The organism is Flexivirga sp. YIM B11880 (assembly GCF_058148645.1).
The window spans coordinates 55,461-72,529 of sequence record NZ_JBMAMH010000007.1 but is presented as its reverse complement, the minus strand read 5'-3'; the positions used below and the strand labels follow the sequence as shown (position 1 = coordinate 72,529).

At 67.9% G+C, this 17,069-nt stretch carries 14 protein-coding genes and 1 other RNA gene; 7 read left to right on the top strand and 8 right to left on the bottom strand.

Annotated features, from left to right (window positions below):
* Positions 1–90: 90 nt before the first annotated feature.
* The 5 genes from ACN8HC_RS11875 to ACN8HC_RS11855 all read right to left on the bottom strand — a co-directional run bounded on the left by ACN8HC_RS11875 (position 91) and on the right by ACN8HC_RS11855 (position 6,433).
* Positions 91–1,515: an NAD(P)(+) transhydrogenase (Re/Si-specific) subunit beta gene (locus tag ACN8HC_RS11875; protein ID WP_490075048.1), complete on the bottom strand. Its 1,425-nt coding sequence runs from the start codon at positions 1,513–1,515 to the stop codon at positions 91–93.
* Complete coding sequence (locus ACN8HC_RS11870; RefSeq protein WP_490075047.1) at positions 1,512–3,047, bottom strand: Re/Si-specific NAD(P)(+) transhydrogenase subunit alpha; 1,536 nt, start codon at positions 3,045–3,047, stop codon at positions 1,512–1,514. Before ACN8HC_RS11870 ends, ACN8HC_RS11875 begins: the two co-directional genes overlap by 4 nt.
* 161 nt (positions 3,048–3,208) lie before the next feature.
* Positions 3,209–3,576: a transfer-messenger RNA gene (gene ssrA, locus ACN8HC_RS11865) on the bottom strand.
* 176 nt (positions 3,577–3,752) lie between these two features.
* Complete coding sequence (locus tag ACN8HC_RS11860) at positions 3,753–5,039, bottom strand: class I SAM-dependent methyltransferase (RefSeq protein WP_490075046.1); 1,287 nt, start codon at positions 5,037–5,039, stop codon at positions 3,753–3,755.
* Positions 5,036–6,433 (bottom strand): FAD-binding oxidoreductase, encoded by a 1,398-nt coding sequence (locus tag ACN8HC_RS11855; RefSeq protein WP_490075045.1) that lies wholly within the window; start codon positions 6,431–6,433, stop codon positions 5,036–5,038. The genes ACN8HC_RS11860 and ACN8HC_RS11855 overlap by 4 nt, the downstream gene beginning before the upstream one ends.
* 230 nt (positions 6,434–6,663) lie before the next feature.
* Here ACN8HC_RS11855 and ACN8HC_RS11850 point away from each other — a divergent pair, with 230 nt between their 5' ends.
* From ACN8HC_RS11850 to ACN8HC_RS11825, 6 genes are all read left to right on the top strand, one after another.
* The gene (locus tag ACN8HC_RS11850; RefSeq protein ID WP_490075044.1) at positions 6,664–7,293 is read left to right on the top strand and encodes a TetR/AcrR family transcriptional regulator; all 630 of its coding nucleotides are present in this window, start codon (positions 6,664–6,666) and stop codon (positions 7,291–7,293) included.
* 211 nt (positions 7,294–7,504) lie between these two features.
* The gene (locus ACN8HC_RS11845; protein WP_490075043.1) at positions 7,505–9,058 is read left to right on the top strand and encodes a DHA2 family efflux MFS transporter permease subunit; all 1,554 of its coding nucleotides are present in this window, start codon (positions 7,505–7,507) and stop codon (positions 9,056–9,058) included.
* Between the two features lie 49 nt (positions 9,059–9,107).
* A complete protein-coding gene (locus ACN8HC_RS11840) occupies positions 9,108–9,392 on the top strand; it encodes a biotin/lipoyl-containing protein (RefSeq protein WP_490075042.1) in 285 nt (94 codons plus the stop codon).
* Positions 9,393–9,505: 113 nt separating this feature from the next.
* Positions 9,506–10,255: a hypothetical protein gene (locus ACN8HC_RS11835; RefSeq protein ID WP_490075041.1), complete on the top strand. Its 750-nt coding sequence runs from the start codon at positions 9,506–9,508 to the stop codon at positions 10,253–10,255.
* Positions 10,248–11,075 (top strand): hypothetical protein, encoded by an 828-nt coding sequence (locus ACN8HC_RS11830; protein ID WP_490075040.1) that lies wholly within the window; start codon positions 10,248–10,250, stop codon positions 11,073–11,075. Before ACN8HC_RS11835 ends, ACN8HC_RS11830 begins: the two co-directional genes overlap by 8 nt.
* Positions 11,072–11,830, top strand: coding sequence for a hypothetical protein (locus tag ACN8HC_RS11825; RefSeq protein WP_490075039.1), 759 nt, complete (start codon positions 11,072–11,074; stop codon positions 11,828–11,830). The genes ACN8HC_RS11830 and ACN8HC_RS11825 overlap by 4 nt, the downstream gene beginning before the upstream one ends.
* Before the next feature lies 1 nt (position 11,831).
* Here ACN8HC_RS11825 and ACN8HC_RS11820 read toward each other — a convergent pair whose 3' ends face one another.
* Positions 11,832–12,209: a hypothetical protein gene (locus ACN8HC_RS11820; protein WP_490075038.1), complete on the bottom strand. Its 378-nt coding sequence runs from the start codon at positions 12,207–12,209 to the stop codon at positions 11,832–11,834.
* 319 nt (positions 12,210–12,528) lie between these two features.
* Between ACN8HC_RS11820 and ACN8HC_RS11815 the strand changes: the two genes are divergently transcribed.
* Entirely contained in the window at positions 12,529–12,777 is a 249-nt protein-coding gene (locus ACN8HC_RS11815; protein WP_123270792.1) for a WhiB family transcriptional regulator, read from the top strand.
* A 6-nt stretch (positions 12,778–12,783) separates the two neighbouring features.
* Here the strand turns inward: ACN8HC_RS11815 and ACN8HC_RS11810 are convergent, their stop codons facing one another.
* Positions 12,784–14,253 carry a sensor histidine kinase gene (locus tag ACN8HC_RS11810; RefSeq protein ID WP_490075037.1) on the bottom strand — a complete coding sequence of 490 codons (1,470 nt, stop codon included), beginning with the start codon at positions 14,251–14,253 and terminating at the stop codon, positions 12,784–12,786.
* Between the two features lie 101 nt (positions 14,254–14,354).
* A complete protein-coding gene (locus tag ACN8HC_RS11805) occupies positions 14,355–16,946 on the bottom strand; it encodes a phytase (protein ID WP_490075036.1) in 2,592 nt (863 codons plus the stop codon).
* Between the last annotated feature and the right edge of the window lie 123 nt (positions 16,947–17,069).

The window sequence follows — 17,069 nt, the reverse complement described above, 5'->3', positions numbered from 1 at the left end:
TGCCTCTGCGCTATTTGCCGCTCGCTCCGCTCGCTCATGCCGGACATTCTCGTGGGTCGGTCCGGCCTCTGGCCACCGGGGTCACCGCGTTCACTTCAGGCCCCCGATCACGGCCGTCACTTGGTCCTTGGCGTCGCCGAAGAGCATGCCGGTGTTGTCCCGGTAGAACAGCGGGTTGGGTACTCCGGCATACCCGGAGGCCATGGATCGCTTGAGCACGACCACGTCGGTGGCTTCCCACACGCGCAGCACCGGCATCCCGGCGATCGGTGAGCCGGGGTCTTCGGCGGCGGCCGGGTTGACCGTGTCGTTCGCGCCGATCACCAGGACCACGTCGGTGCCGGCGAACTCGTCGTTGATCTCGTCCATCTCCAACACGATGTCGTAGGGCACCTTCGCCTCCGCCAGTAACACGTTCATGTGCCCCGGCAACCGGCCCGCGACCGGGTGGATCGCGAACCGCACCTGCTTGCCCCGCTCCCGCAGCGCCGTGGCCAACTCCGCCACCCCGTACTGCGCCTGCGCGACCGCCATCCCGTACCCGGGTGCGATGACCACGGACTTGGCCGACGACAACAACTCGGCCACCTCCGCCACGCTCGTCTCCCGGTGCGCGCCCAGGTCCGCCTCGCCGGCCGGACCGGCCTCGATGCCGAACCCCCCGGCGATCACCGACAGAAACGACCGGTTCATCGCCTGGCACATGATGTAGGACAAGAACGCACCCGAGGACCCGACCAGCGCACCGGTCACGATCAGCAGGTCGTTGCCCAGCAGGAACCCGGACGCCGCGGCCGCCCACCCCGAATAGCTGTTCAGCATCGAGATCACCACCGGCATGTCCCCGCCGCCGATCGAGGCCACCAGGTGCAGGCCCAACGCCAGCGCGAGGACCGTGACCACGGCCAGCAGCCACAGCTGCGGGGCGATGCAGAACCACACCGTCAACCCGACGAACGCCGCCAGCGCGCCCAGGTTCAGCACGTTCTTGCCCGGCAACACCAACGGCGCCGACTTCATCCGCGCCGACAACTTCAAGAACGCGATCACCGACCCGGTCAGGGTGACCCCGCCGACGAACACCCCGATGAACACCTCGGCGTGATGGATCCCCAACGTGGACAACGCGTTCAGCTGCGCGGCCTCTACCCCGTGCGGGTCGTGCTCCACCTGCAGATAACCGTTCCAGCCGACCAGCACCGCGGCCGCACCCACGAACGAGTGCAGCATCGCGATCAACTCCGGCATCCCGGTCATCTCCACCACCCGGGCCCGCCACAACCCGACCGCCGCACCGATCGCCATCGCCACGACCAGTAGCGCGATGCCCGAACCCTGCAGGTGCCGGTCGACCGCCAACGCGATCGTCGCCCCCAACGCCAGGATCATCCCGGCGACCCCGAAAGTGTTGCCGACCTTGGCCGTCTCATGCTTGGACAACCCGTCCAGCGCCAGGATGAACAACAACGCCGCAACCAGGTACGCCGCTGTCGCGGCCGAAGCAACACTGATCATGAGCGCGCGAACATTCCGAGCATGCGACGGGTCACCGCGAACCCGCCGAACACGTTGATCGAAGCCAGCAGGATCGCCACGAACGAGATCACGGTGACCGCCGTGTCGTGCTGCCCGATCTGCAACAACGCACCCACCACGATGATCCCCGAGATCGCGTTGGTCACCGACATCAACGGGGTGTGCAACGCGTGATGCACGTTGCGGATCACGTAGTAACCGATCACGATCGCCAACGCGAACACCGTCAAATGCACCGTCAACGCCGCCGGCGAGATCGCCAACAACACGAACAGCACCACCGCTCCGGCCAACACGATCCCCAACCGGCGGCCCGGCGTCACCGGGACCTTCTCCTTCTTCACCACCGGCGGTGCGGCCGGTGAGGTCACCACCGCGGGCGCCGCCGACACCTGCACCGGTGGTGGTGGCCACCGCAATTCACCGTCGCGGACCACCAGGATCGACCGCTGCACCACGTCGTCCTCGTCCAGCACCAGCTGTCCGTCCTTGCCCGGCGTCACCAGCTTCAGCAGGTTGACCAGGTTCGTGCCGTACAACTGCGACGCCTGCGCCGGCAACCGCCCCGCCAGATCCGTGTACCCGATGATCGTCACACCCCCCTCGGTGACCACCACCTGGCCGGGCACCGAACCCTCCACATTCCCGCCGCTACCGGCAGCCATGTCCACGATCACGCTGCCCGGACCCATACTCGCCACCATCTCGGCGGTGATCAACCGGGGCGCCGGACGCCCCGGAATCAACGCCGTGGTGATGATGATGTCCACCTCCGCGCACTGCGCGGCATACAACCGGGCCTCACGCGCCTTGTAGTCCTCCCCCATCTCCTTCGCATACCCGGTGTTCGGTGTGTCAGCGACCTCCTCCACTTCGGCGATCGACAGGTACTCCCCACCCAGCGACGCCACCTGATCAGCCACCTCCGGCCGCGGGTCCGTCGCCCGCACGATCGCGCCCAGCGACCCCGCCGTCCCGATCGCCGCGAGGCCGGCGACGCCGGCGCCACACACCAGCACCTTCGCCGGCGGCACCTTCCCCGCCGCCGTCACCTGCCCGGTGAAGAACCGCCCGAACACGTGCGCCGCCTCCACCACCGCCCGATACCCCGCAATATTGGCCATCGACGACAACACATCCAACGACTGCGCCCGACTGATCCGCGGCGCCGCATCCAACGCCAACGCAGTAATCGGCCGCCGCGCCAGATCCTCCACCAGCGCCTCATTCGTCCGCGGCCCCAGGATCCCGACCACCGTCGCCCCCGCACGCAACCCGTCCAACTGCGCCGCGCTCAACGCGTTGACACCCAGCACCACCTCGGCATCCAACGCATCACCCAGTACGGCACCCGCCCCGGCATACGCCTCATCGGCGAAACCCGCCCGGACACCCGCACCCGGCTCCAGCACCACCTCATACCCCAGCCGCAACAGCTCCGGCACAGTCCTCGGCGTCGCCGCGACCCGAGTCTCACCCGGCTCGGCTTCCTTGACGATCCCAATCCGCATGGGTGTCCTCTCGTTCGGGAGGCTCCGTTGCGGTCATCGTAGAGGCGAGCCTGCCCGCTCGGGCGCCAGTCCGGCCATCGAGAATCGCGCGCCGCCGGTGGCGCACGAACGCCGCTGCCCGGAGGTATCCGGGCAGCGGCGCTGGGGTGAGGATGGATCACGCGTGGAGGTGGCGGGAATCGAACCCGCGTCCGCTGGCGGCGAGGCAAGGCTTCTCCGGGCGCAGTGCGCTGTGGATTTTCTCGGCCCCAGGGCTCGCGCGCACACGTTCCCCGACAGGCCCAGCCGAGTAGGAGTCCCGCGTCGCCCCTCGGCGTGACGACGCGGCGAGTTCTCTAGCTGACGCCAGACACTGAGTCGAGAACTAGCTCAGGCTGACGGACTTCGAGCCTCGCTCAGGCGGCGAGGGCGAAGTCGGTGCGCTTTGAGTTGGCACCTATTGGTTTTGCACGGATCGTTCACGAGATGACCGTGCGTCCTCGGCCCGCTTCCCCTGCGACGGCGATCAGCGTCGAAACCGATCACCCCCGTTGGAAATGCTGCCGATCCATCATCACTGTTCAGTTGTGCGTTGAAGCATATGGTCAAACGCGCGGGCGCGCGAACGCATTCCCGGAACCTTGCCGTCGACTTGTCCTCGGTCAGGTCGGGGTCCCCGCGAAGTATTCGGAGGAGCGGAGCGGGGGAGAAACTTCGTGGGGTGACTTATACACCGAAGTCCGGGCGCAGCGGGTATGAGCCGGCACCGTTCGGCGCGACCTTCTCACCGAGCACCTGGTGCAGCTGAATGTGGTTGCGCCGGAAGCCGATCGACGAACCGGCGAGGTAGAGCCCCCAGATCCGGGACACCTGCTCCCCCGCGTCGCGGACGCACTCGTCCCAGTTCGCCGAGAGGTTCTTGCACCAGGCCCGGGTCGTCTTGGCGTAGTGCTCCCGCAGGTCCTCCGCGTGCCGGATCTCGAAGCCCTCGTCCTGCATGCGGGAGATGACCGTGCCGACGCCCGTGATCTCGCCGTCCGGGAAGACGTAGCGGTTGATGAACCCGCCCTTGGTGAGGGCAGGCACCTTGTTGTCCGGACGCGTGATGCAGTGGTTGAGCATCCGGCCGCCGACCTTGAGCCGGTCGTAGTTGAACTTGAAGTAGCTCGGGTAGTTCTTGACGCCGATGTGCTCGGTCAGGCCGATCGAGCTGATCGCGTCGAAGCCGGTCTCGGTGACGTCGCGGTAGTCGCCGTGCCGCACCTCGGCGCGGTCGTCGAGGCCGTGGACCTTGAGGTTGTGCTGCGCCCAGGACGCCTGCTCGGCGGACAGTGTCACTCCGAGCGCGGTGACGCCGTAGTGCTCGACCGCGTGCTTGACCATGCCGCCCCAGCCGCAGCCGATGTCGAGCAGCCGCATCCCCGGCTTGAGGCCGAGCTTCTTGCAGACCAGGTCGAACTTGTGCTCCTGCGCCTCCTCGAGGGTCGAGTCGGCAGTCGGGTAGCAGGCGCAGGTGTAGGCCATCGACGGGCCGAGCACCAGCTCGTAGAAGGCGTTGCTCACGTCGTAGTGGTGGTGGATCGCCTCGGCGTCCCGCTTGCGGGAATGACGCAGCCCACGCAACCCCTCGACGGCCCGGCGCCACTGCGGCACGACCTCCTGCGACGGAAGCTCGGGGACGCGGAACGTCTTCAGTCCCAACGATCTCGCGACCTCGACCGCCTCGCCGACCGGTGGCCGCCTGGCCCCGAAACCGTCGAGGAAGAGGGACAGGAAGTCATACGGGTCACCGGGGTCGATGCCCTCGACCAGCAGGTCGCCCATGATGTAGGCCCGCGCGAGGCCGAGCTCGCCGGGCGCGGTTGCGAGGTAGCGCAGTGCTCGCTCGTTCGAGATGTCGATCGTCACGACGGCATTCGGGTTGCCGCCCGTCGAGCCGTCATACGCCTTGACCGCGAACGGCACGTCGGTGCCGAAGATCCGGTCGGAGATCTCACCAATGGTCAGCGTCATCGCCGCTTCACCGCCTTCGTGTAGAGATCGGGCAATCGCCCGTCTGGGTCGTACTTGTGCTTCACCGTCGCGAGAGTGTCGCCTCCGTAGAGCGACCAGAAGGTGTCCTCGTCGTAGTAGACGTCGCTGTAGAGCGACTTGTGGCCGTCGAGCTCGTGCACCACGCGCTCGATGTCCTTGTTGACGTCTCCGTCCTGCCGCCCGGGAGTGATCTCCACGGTCGACCAGAAACCGACGTTGACGTAGTTCTCGCCGCGCTGCAGTGGATAGAGCGGCCACGGTTGATCACCGTGGTCGTGATCCCGAACCGCCAAGGGGCACAACCAGATCGGCTCGATCGGCACGTTGTCCAGAAACCAGTCGAGGAACTCCTCGGTGCGGTCCAGCCCGATCTCGACGTCCTGGACCACCCGCTCCCGCGGCAGCTTGCCACGCTTGGCGTCGATCGCGGCGAGATAGCCGTGCTTGTTCTCCCAGCGGATGATCTTGCTGTAAACGTCGCTGCGCAGCAGGGGTCGGGGCACGAGGCGCCGGAACGCCGGCCGCTGGACGAAAAACGCCCGGCTGCACCAGAACCAGTCGGTGTCCCAGCGCCAGATGTAGTCCAGTGTCGTGAGGTAGTCCTCGCTGCGCTGCTGGATGGACCGGTAATAGATCTGCTGGCCCGTGTAGTCCGAGCTGTATGGCGCGCTGCTCGCCCAACTTCCCAGCATCAGGTAGCTCTCGTCGCGGGAGAAGACCACGCCGTCGACGAAATCGACCGACTCCCCCTCGTAGGACCGCTCCCCCACCACGTGGCGGAGTGTGTCGACCAGTTCGCGCAGCGTGCCGAATCGCACGTGCCGCAGGTGGACGTATGGCGCCACGCGCTCGAGCTTGATCTTCAGCCGCACCGAATAACCCAATGAGCCATAGGAATTCGGGAAGGTGCGGAACAGGTCGGCGTGCTCGTTGTCGTCGCGGGCGGTGACGATCTCGCCCGCACCGGTGAGCACGTCCATCTCGATGAGCGACTCGTGCGGCAGCCCGTTGCGGAAGGAGGACGACTCGATCCCGAGACCGGTGACGGCGCCGCCGAGGGTGATGGTGCGCAGCTGCGGCACGACATACGGCATCAACCCGTAGCGCAGTGTCGCGTCGACCAGGTCCTCGTAGGTCGTCATGCCCTGCACGTCGGCGGTGCCGGCACGCGGGTCGACCTCGATGACTCCACGCAGCCGCGAGACGTCAAGCCCCGGAACGGGACTGGCCTCCCGCGGACGGAACAGGTTGGACGTGCGCTTCGCCAGCCGGACCGGTGCACCGGGCGGCATCGAGGCCAGTTGGCGCTGCAGGTCCTCGACCGCTGCCCGATGCTTCTCCCAGCCCACGATCTCACCGTGTGCCCGCGCCACTGTCACCTCCGCTGTCGCCCTACAGGTCGCGCCCAGAAACCTACCCCGACGGGTTGGCGCGTATGCCGGCAGTCCGCGCTCGGACTCCCTGCGGCGCACGTCACGTGGAAAAGGTTTGCATCGGACGGCGGACGGGTTTACCTTTGAATAGAACGAAACAGTTTCGTTCCATCGGGTCGGGCACACTGGACTCGAGAGACCTACCGGATGCGTACAGGAAAGGAAACGCCATGAATGCCTCCGTCACCACCGAGACCGCCAGCAAGCCGCGCGTCGAGGGCGACCGTGAGGCAGAGATCCTGAACGGCGTCATCGACACGCTCATCGAGGTCGGCTACGACCGCATGACGTTCGATGCAGTGGCGAGCAAGGTGCGCGCCAGCAAGGCGACGCTCTACCGGAAGTGGCCGACGAAGGCCGACCTGGTGGTGTCCGCGCTGGAGTACCTGAAGGAGCAGGGCGCACCGGGCGGCCACGGGCTGCCCGACACCGGCAGCCTGGCCGGCGACCTGACCTTCCACTACTGCGAGGACCAGGAATACAACGACCGGTCGATGCAGGTCTTCGGCTCGGTCGTGTCCGCCATCCACCGCGATCCGGAGCTCACCGCGATCTTCGCCGAACGCTTCGTCAAGCCGCGCATGACGGAGCTGCGGAAGGTCGTGCTGCGCGCACAGCAGCGGGGGGAGGTCGGCCCCGAGGCGGATGTCGACCAACTCGCCGCGATCCTGCCGTCCGCCATCACCTATCGGGTGATGACGACCGGTGAATGCCCGGATGAGCCGTTCATCACCAGCGTGATCGAGCAGGTCATGCTGCCCGCCTGCCGAGCCAGCGTGGCGAGCAAGGGACAGAAGTAGTCCGCTGGACGCGATGTGCTCTGAGAGCAAGTTCGTCCGCAATGTCGAAATCGAGCGAGTCCGCTCGTCATATCAGTAACAGCACCATTGACCGTCGGACGGCGGTCGGCTGATCCAGCACGCCCACCACCGGCGTCCGCGCTCGCGGGCCGCCGGCCGAACACCCCTGTGCCTTTTCACCTTCGGCACCGATTCCAGGAAGGAACCCACGATGACCGCAATCGTCGACGTGGTGTCCGAGGAGAAGTCCGCCGCGAAGCGGCCCAACCTCACCGTGGCACTCATCGTGATCGCCATGGCGCAGTTGATGATCGTGCTCGACGGCACGATCGTGAACATCGCGACACCGCACATCCTCACGTCATTGCACTTCACCCAGTCCAGCGTCCAGTGGGTCGTCACGGCATACGCGCTGGCCTTCGGCAGCCTGTTGCTGCTCGGTGGCCGGCTCGGTGACCTGCTCGGCAGGCGCCGCATGTTCGTGCTCGGCGTGACCATCTTCGCGCTGGCCTCACTCCTCGGCGGCATCGCGCCGACCGGCGGACTGCTGCTGACCGCACGTGCCCTGCAGGGTGCCGGCGCCGCGCTGGCCTCGCCCGCGGCACTCGCCCTGATCAACACCACCTTCCCGGCGGGGAAGGAACGCAACCGCGCGATGGCGGTGTATGCCGCCATGTCCGGTGCCGGCGCGGCGGTCGGGCTGATCCTCGGTGGGCTGCTCACCGAGGCCGACTGGCGCTGGACGTTCTTCATCAACGTGCCCATCGGCCTTGCGGTTGCGGCGTTGGCGCCGCGGGTGCTCGTGGAGTCCGAAGGCAGCGACGGCACGCTCGACGTCTGGGGCGCGGTCACCGGCACCGTCGGTCTCTTCGGCGTCGTCTACGGGCTGTCGCACGCCGGGCAGCGGGGCGCCTCGTGGGGTGACGCGGAGACGCTCTTCCCGCTGCTCGGTGGCCTCGTCGTCGTGGCCGTCTTCGTGCTCGTGGAGAGCCGGGTCAAGCACCCGCTGCTGCCGTTGCGGATCCTCGCGGACCGCACGCGCGCCGTGTCGCTCTTCTCGATGTTGTTGATCGGTGCCGGAATGTTCTCGATGTTCTTCTTCCTCGGCCTGTTCATCCAGCAGGTGCTGGGCTACTCGCCGGTGAAGTCGGGCTTCTCCTTCCTGCCGTTCAGCGTCGGCATCGTGGCGGCCGCTGGGGTCGCCTCCAACCTGGCGGGCCGGGTCGACCCGCGGTGGCTGGCCGGCTTCGGCGGCGTGCTGACGACGACCGCCATGTGGGGCTTCACCCAGTTGTCGACCGACAGCGGGTACACCTCGCACCTGCTGCCCTGGGTAGTCGTGATGGGCTTCGGGATGGGCTTCCTGTTCATCCCGCTGACCCTGACCGCGACCGCCGGCGTGAGCAAGGACGACTCCGGCGCGGCCGCGTCGGCGCTCAACACCGCACAGCAAATCGGAGGAGCTGTCGGAATCGCTGCGCTGACAACGGTCTTTACCCACTTCGCGACGCAGAAGGGCACCGAGCTGGCCGCTGCCGGCCAGGCCGCGATGCAGAAGGCGACCGCTGCCGGCCAGCCGCCGACCAAGGGCCAGCTCGCCGAGGCGACGCACCAGGCCGCGCTGCAGACACAGACCTTCGGCTCGACGCACGCCTTCTGGTATGCCGCGGGCATGCTGCTGGTCGGCACGCTGCTGGTCGTCGGACTGCTGAACATCAAGCACCGGGAACTGGCCACCGAGGAGGCCGCGGTGCACGTCGGCTGACCCGCACCGACAGCACCCGGACCATGCCCCGACCCCGTAAGGTCGGGGCATGGTCCGTTCGCTGCGCCTGGTGCCGCAGCCCCTCGCAGTCGCCCACATCCGCGGCCCCGAGGACAGCAGTGTTGTCGGGGGTGTCACCGCTCCGTTCGGCGGTGTCGTCACCTTCCGCGTCACGGCCGGTGAGCAGATCCAGGAGGGCGCGGTCGTCGCGACCATCGAGGCGATGAAGCTGGAGGCCGCGATCACCACGCCGCACGCCGGGCGCGTCGCGCGGCTCGCCATACCCGATCAGGCGCAGGCCGAGGGTGGTGACCTGCTGCTCGTCGTCGTATGACGCCACGAGCACGTGGTGGAACGCATCGGCGACCGGCCGGGTCATAATGGGCGTCTCGTGAGCTGATCGACAGAGCTGATCGACAGAGCTGATCAACAAGGGGAGTACGTTTCATGGGCAAGGCACGCGCGGCGTCCGTCGCGGCCTCCGTGGTTGTCGCCACAGGCCTGCTCGCGGGGTGCGGCGGGTCGAGCGCGGGGACGAAGGCGCCGCCACCGTGGAGCTCCGGCGCACCGCAGCAGGACGGCCTCGTGCCCGGTCGACTCCCCACCGGGAGCCCGGCGCGCAAGGTCGTCGACACCGGCACCTGGTCGTTCACGCTCGGCTCCACGAGCGACCCCAACATCCCCACGACGCAGTGGCCGAGCGCCGACAGCGTGCTGACCGCCGACCAGCTGAAGGCCGCCATCCCGGAGGCGACTGCGGTGTCCCTCGGCGCGTGCGTCAAGGGTGTCAGCGGCCCCAATCAGACGTCGAAGAACGCCTCCTGCACCTGGTCCTTGTCGTTGAAGGGCGGCGCCGGCTACACCAATTCGATCGTGGTCACCATCGTGGCGATCGGCGCGGACACCACCGGATCCGGCGTCACCTCCGCATGGACCGCGACGCGCAACAAGAACTTCGCCAGCCGGGCCAGCACCGAGCGTTACTTCACGCAGGGCTCGTTCGGCGCCAAGGGCAGTTACTACCTGGACAACGACCAGGCGTCGGTGCTGATCTCGGATGGCAATATCGCTGCCTGGATCGATCTCACGTTCCGCGGTTTCAACGACCTCACCGACACCCAGAACACCCTGATGACCGGCGTCTTTCCGGTGCTCGCCAAGGACCTGGCCGACCGACTCCCCAGAAAATATGCCTGAGTCGCCGCGCAGCAGGCGCCGGCTGGGGCTGATCGGTGTCGGAACGGCCCTCGCGCTCGCCGTGACCATCCCCGGCTACACCGCGTATGCCGCGGGTGGAGCACAGCCGGCGAAGCCGAGCGCGAGCACCACCCGGCACTCCCCGACGTCGGCGAAGACGCCACGCGTCACGTCATACAGCCCGCCTGCCGCACCGGACGCCGTCACGCCGGCCCGGCCCAAGACCATCACCCCGTCCAGCCACTTCTCGGTGAAGGTGGACCGCACCGGTAAGAAGCCGCTGGACACCACGTGGCCGTCGGCGGACAAGGTGTTCACCAAGGCCGAGCTCCAGCAGGTGCTGCCCAAGCTCACTGGCGTCAACGCGACCCAATGCCGCACCGGCAGTCTCCCGGACGGCGGCTCGACCCACCTGTCCACCGTGTGCACGCTCGACCTGACGATCTCGGGCGAGCCGGCGGACGACCGCAGCAAGCTGATCGTCAACATCCGCGGCTTCGGCTTGCCCCAGCAGATCGGGCGGCAGTGGTCCACCGACCTGGCACACGCGCGCGACCGCTCGGCACAGCGCCCCGGGCTCTACACCTTCTATGCCAACAAGTCGCTCGGTGCGGCCGCGGCGTTCACCGACGGCACGACCACCGAGGTCCTGCTGCAGCACGGAGACGTCGCCGGTGAGATCTGGTTCAGCGGCATCGGGTTCACCACGCTGACGTCCGACTATCTCGAGTCGCGCACGCTCTACCGGCAGACGATCGTTCCGGCCCTCGTCCAGTTGCTCGGGGCCAAGCTCACCGACACCGCAAAGGCAGCCGCATGAAACGCCTCGCTCTCGTGACCGCCTCCGTCCTCGTCGCCGGCTCGCTCACCGCGTGCGGGAGCGGCAGCGGCGGCAGTGCCGCGACCAGCGCGACGTCGACCGGACCACAGCCGCATCAGCCCTACAAGACCGAGCAGCCCGGGCAGTGGGACTCCCCCGGTGTCGTGGTCGCCAACACCGCCGGCCGCAAGGTCGTCCTCGACAACAGCCTGCCGGTCTACGACCCGCCGGTGAAGGACGGCGGCGTCGCCCAGAACGACTGGCCGGTCGCCGGTCGGCTGCTGTCGATCAAGGAGCTCATCGGTGTCTTCCCGGACGCCACGCAGATCGCGTTCAACCCGCAGGGACCAACCAAGCTGGTCGTCACCCCGCAGCTGTCCGGGGACTCCGATCCCAAGAAATATCCGAACACCATCACCATCACGATCAACGACGTCGGCACCGAGAACTCCATCCTGGCGGCGTACGACAGCAAGCGGTCCAGTGACCGGACGGTCTACACCGCGCCCGGCGGCAAGCCCAACAGTGGGCACGTCTATTACAAGGACGGGTCGTTCAACACGCAGCGGCTGAGCATCGAGCCGGACGACGGGGACAAGTACGACGTGGTGATCGGCAACGGCCGCACCGCCATGCGCCTGTCCATCACGTACGACGGATTCCTCTCGCTGGACCAGAACGGCTTCGACTCCGACAAGGTGATGGAACAGCAGGTGATGCCGCTCATCCTGCAGCTGCTCGCCGCCCGGATGTGAGCTACGCGTCGTCGTTCAGCTCGTAGCGCGGCACGCGCAAGCTGGCCAGGAAGGTCACCGCGCCGACCGCGGCAACCACGACACCGATCACCGGCGCACCGGACGTCGCGAGGGTGATGCCGACGATGACCGCCAGCGCGTTCCACAGCAGCGACGGAGTGCGCGCGACGCTGCGGCGTCGCTCGAAGCCCGCCGCGAGAAAGCCGCTGCAGACCGCCAGTGCGAGGACCGTGACACCCTCCGTGATCGACCGGCCGGCGTTCCCGGTGCCGCCGATCGCCCCGCTGACGACGAGCAGGCCCGCCAGCACCAGTAGGACGGCCGTCTGCACGGCGAGCAAGGTGGCGGGCAGCCGCCAGGTGGAGTGTGGCACGGTCACGGCATGCACCGTATGACGCGTGCGCTCCAGGGGCACCACTGGGCCCAGCCGATCTTTGTCAATGTGATCGATCACTCACCTTCGGAAGCGAAATTCTTGGCCAAAGAGCTTGTGGATTGTTGTTCGTATCTGTGAAAGTTGGGAACAACGTATGGCGCACAGGCGTTGGCGACAGGTGAAGACCGGATCGCGATGCCAGCAGGATTCGCCATCGCGAGCGCTCATGGACGGGTGATCCCCGCCGGAGCATTCAACACCACCCGAACGGATCGTTGACGCACGCGCCGCGGCACGTGCACCTAGCAAGGAGCGGAACCACATGGATTGGCGCGATCGCGCTGCATGCCTGGACGAGGACCCCGAGCTGTTCTTCCCCATCGGCAACACGGGACCCGCCTTGCAGCAGATCGAGGACGCCAAACAGGTGTGCCGTCGCTGCGAGGTCATCGACACCTGCCTGAAGTGGGCGCTGGAGTCCGGCCAGGACGCCGGTGTCTGGGGCGGCTTGTCCGAGGACGAGCGCCGCGCTCTGAAGCGCCGCAACGCCCGTGCCCGCCGCGCCGGATAGACACCGTCATACCTCCTCCCGCAGCCGCGCCACGAAGTGCACTTGAGTGCCATGCGGCTGTAGCCGTGACCAGCTGATCTCACCGCGCAGGTCCTGCACGAACGACCGCACGATCTGGATCCCGAGGCCCGAGCGGGCGGGGTCGAAATTCTCCGGCAGGCCTCTGCCGTCGTCGGTCACCGTGACCTCGAGCACGGCTTCGCCGCGGCGGGTGCTGCGCCGGGCGTCGAGCACCACCTCTCCCCCACGGTCGGCGAAACCGTGCTCGATGGCGTTCTGCACCAGCTCCGCGATGACCATTGCGACCGCCGTCGCATCCTCCGCGTGCAGCGACCCGAAGCTGCCGGTGAGCCGGGCGCTCACCCGCTCCTGTGAGCGGTTGCTGATCTCCACGGCCGACCGGACCGCGCTGGTCGCGATCTCGTCGAACGGCGTGGCGTCCTCCCAGCCGCCGCTGAGCGTCTCGTGGACCGTGGCGATCGTGCCGACCCGGCGCACGGCACCGGCGAGCGCCGCGCGGGCCTGCGGGTCGTCCAGCCGGCGCGCCTGCAGCCGCAGCACGGCGGCGACGGTCTGCAGGTTGTTCTTGACCCGGTGGTGGATCTCCCGGATGGTCGCGTCCTTGCTGAGCAGCTCCCGCTCCCGGCGCCGCAGCTCGCTCACGTCCCGGACCAGCACGATCGCGCCGATCCGGCGCCCGCCCTCCGACAACGGGATCGCCCGCGCGCTGACGTGCGCGCTACGCGACTCGATCTCGGTGCTGCGCGCCACACGACCGCTGAGCACCGTCATCAGCTCCTCGTCGACCGCGCCCCGCTCGGGCAGCACCTGGCCGAGCGCCGATGCCAGGCGCACGCCCACCAGCTGGTCGTCGTGGCCGAGCCGGTGCATCGCCGACACGGCGTTCGGGCTGGCATACGTGACATTGCCCGCGACGTCGAGACGGAGCACGCCGTCACCGACGCGGGGCGACCCCCGCCGGCTGGCCGCCGGTGCCGCCGACGGGTTGGGGAACTCCCCCGCGGCGATCATCCGGGCCAGCGCGTCCGCCGTGGCCAGATAGGTCACCTCCAGCCGGCTCGGGGTGCGCATCGCCGCCAGGTTGGTATGGCGGGTCAGCACCGCGATGGCGGCACCGCGCTGCACGACCGGGATCGCCTCCTCCCTTACCGGGAGGTCGTCGCGCCAGGTCGTCGCCTGCGAGCGCACGATCTGCGGCCCGTCATACGCCTGGACGACGGTGCGTTGGCGGGTGTGATCGATGCGGCTGCCGACGACGTCGTTGACGAACACGCCGACGCCCGTCGTCGGCCGGACGTGCGCGGCGGCCACCCAGCTGCCGTCGTGCGTCGGCACCCACAGCACCAGGTCCGCGAAGGACAGGTCGGCCAGCAACTGCCAGTCGCCGACCAGCAGGTGCAGCCAGTCGCGCGCGGACTGACCCAGCTCGGTGTGCTCGCTCAGCACGTCGTTCATCGACGGCACCTGCCGAGCCTAATCACCCTTCCGCACGCATGCGGCGGCGCCCGGCCTTGCTGTCGGGCGGCACGCTCGTGGCCGGCGGTCCGGCGATGTCCTCAGCCCCTGGGGTTGCCGCTGGTGTTGGTGGTCAGGCCGAGCGCGGTGGCGACGTGAGGCCATGGGGTGAGTTTGAAGTCGGTGCCGCCTTCGGGGTCGTTCTTGCCGTCTTGAGTGACGAGAAGGCCTTGGGGGTAGCTGGGACCCATCGGGACATTCACGACGTCGACGCCGTCGGTGACGTTGACCGCGTCGGTAGCTGCGCTCTTGCCGATCGCGAAGGTGCCCTGGTAGGTGCGTCCGTCGCGGCTGAAGACGGTGAAGGTGGACTTGTTCTGATTGGAGATGATCAGGTAGCCGCTCGAGCCGGTCGGAGCGCCGTACAGGCCGATGCCTTCCAGGTCACCAGGCAGGTAGGGGTCGCCGTAGCTGGTGGAGCTCGTGTTGATCACGCACTTGCCGGTGGCGGTGCTGTAGCTCTGGCCGAAGCGGGTGAGTTTGTGGACCAGTTGCGGTGAGGTCAGGTTGGTGGTCATTTTCCACAGACCGACGATCTCCTGGTCGGCCCACAAGGTGCCGGTGGCGGGATCGACGACCATGCCTTCGGCGTGGGCAGTCCAGTCCGGGTGGGCGGGATTGAAGCAGGGTTTCCAGGTGCTGCCGTTCGGCAGGGTGAATTGGTTGGGCAGGGCGATCGAGGCAACTTTGGTGTAGCCGACCTTGCCGTTGCCTGCGTCGGTGAGGACGAACTTGGCCAGGTTACCGGTGTTCTCCTGCGTGGCGAATACTTCGGCCTTGCCCGTGGCGGGGTTACGCCAAGCGGTGACGCCGTAGGCCGTCTTGGAGTTGATCTTCTTGCCGCCCGTGCCGAACAGCAGCGGGGCGGCGGCGTCGGTGACCTCGGTCAGCGGCGAGCTGGCGGCACCGTTGATGGCGAAGACGTGCAGCTTGTCGGTGCCTCGGTCGGTGACCACGGCCAGGTCGCGGGTGGTGCCGCCGAGGTTGATGCCATAGACGACCGCGACATTGTTGTAGCGGCTGGACGTCGGAATCGAGATGGTCTGCTGCAGCGAGCCGTCGGTGCGGTAGACGTCCAGGCCGCCCACCTTGATCGTGCCGATGATGAGGCTCTTGCTGGGGTCGGTCGGGTGCACCCAGAAGGAGGGATCGTCCGCGTCATTGGTGCCCGCGGGCTGGCGATTGATGGTCTCTGCGGTGGCGGTGATGGTGTGGACTGTGCCGTCGGCGGCCACCGGGCCGGCGGAGGGAGTCGCCGACACGGGGTTCGTCTGTGGTCCTTCTCCGGCGCTGTTGCTGGCGCTGACCGTGTAGCGGTAGGTCGTGCCGTTGCTGACGGCCGTATCGGTGTACGCGGTAGTGCCCACCGAGGCGATGGGGGCGTAGCCGCTGCCGCTGTCGCGGTAGAGCGTGTAGCCGGTGAGCGAGGCGCCGCCGTCGTCGGCGGGCGGCTGCCACGACAAGTAAACCTGCGCGTCACCGCCGAATGCCTGCAGGCTCTGCGGTGCGCTGGGGGCGGCCGCCGCGCCCGTGCCGGTCGTGAAGCGGGCGATCCGAGGCGCGGGCGAGGTGAACACGCCCAGCGCGTACAGATTGTTCCCGGCGGCCTTGAGGTCCCACACGCCCAAAGCGGAGTTGAAGGTCACCCACGGCTGGGCGGTGCCGGTGGCGTCGTCGACGGTGAAGGACTTCTTGGCGGTCTTCAGTGAGCTGCTGGGGCAGCTGGTGGAGCTCGTCGCGGGCAGGCAGAGGTTGTCGAAGTGGCCGCCTGCATAGATCTTGCTGCTGCCTGGGACGGTCGCGACGGCCTGGACATCACCGTCGGTCTGCACGTGCCACACCGGTGCCGCGCTGACGCCGGCGGTCGTCCTGTACAGCGAGTTCCCGGACGGAAGGTGCCCGGAGGTGGCCAGGTAGACGCTGCCGCCGGACAGGGCGATGTCCAGCACGCTCGGCCGGTCGGAGTAGTTGGCCTCGTACGGCAACCTGGCGTCGTAGGTCTTGACGGCGCCGCTGGCCGGGTCGAGGTCGGCGACGTAGTTGCGGGCGGTCGCAGGGGAACCGATGCTGGTGAAGACCCCGCCGACGTAGAGGCTGCCGTCGGGGGCGACGAGCACTTTGCGCACGGCGCCGTTGGGCCGGGGGTTCAAGGCGGTCACCTGACCCGTGGCTGGGTACACCCCGGCCAGGTAGCGCCTGGAGACTGCACCGATCGAGGTGAACTTGCCGCCGAGGTAGAGCACCCCGCCCGAGAAGTCCAGGGTCTCCACCGTCGCTGAGGGCGCCACGTTCAACGGCAGCAGGGTGCCGTCCGGTCCCAGCTCGGCAACGTTCGTGCGCGCCACACCATTCACCGAGGTGAAGGTTCCACCCACGAACACATTGCTGCCGTCGGTCGCCATGGAGGTGACCGAGCCGTTGACGCTCGCGGAAAAGGAGGGGTCCAACGCCCCAGTGCTGGCGTTCAGCGCGGCGATCCCGTCGTGCGTGGCGCCGTCCACCGTGGTGAACGTTCCACCCACGAACAGCCGTGAGCCGACCACCACGGACGTCGCCACCGTGCCGTCGCCTACCCGAGCCGCCGGCAGCGGGGTCGTGCCCGCATCCGCCGCGAACGCCGGTTCCGACAGCACCGGCCCCGCCGTCAGTATCAGCACCGCCGCGCCAACCGCCGCCGACGCTTTGAGGTTCCGTAGGACTCGCCACATATGGGTCTCCAGGGTTCGGACGCTGCGCTGCTCGCAGACTGTGCCACT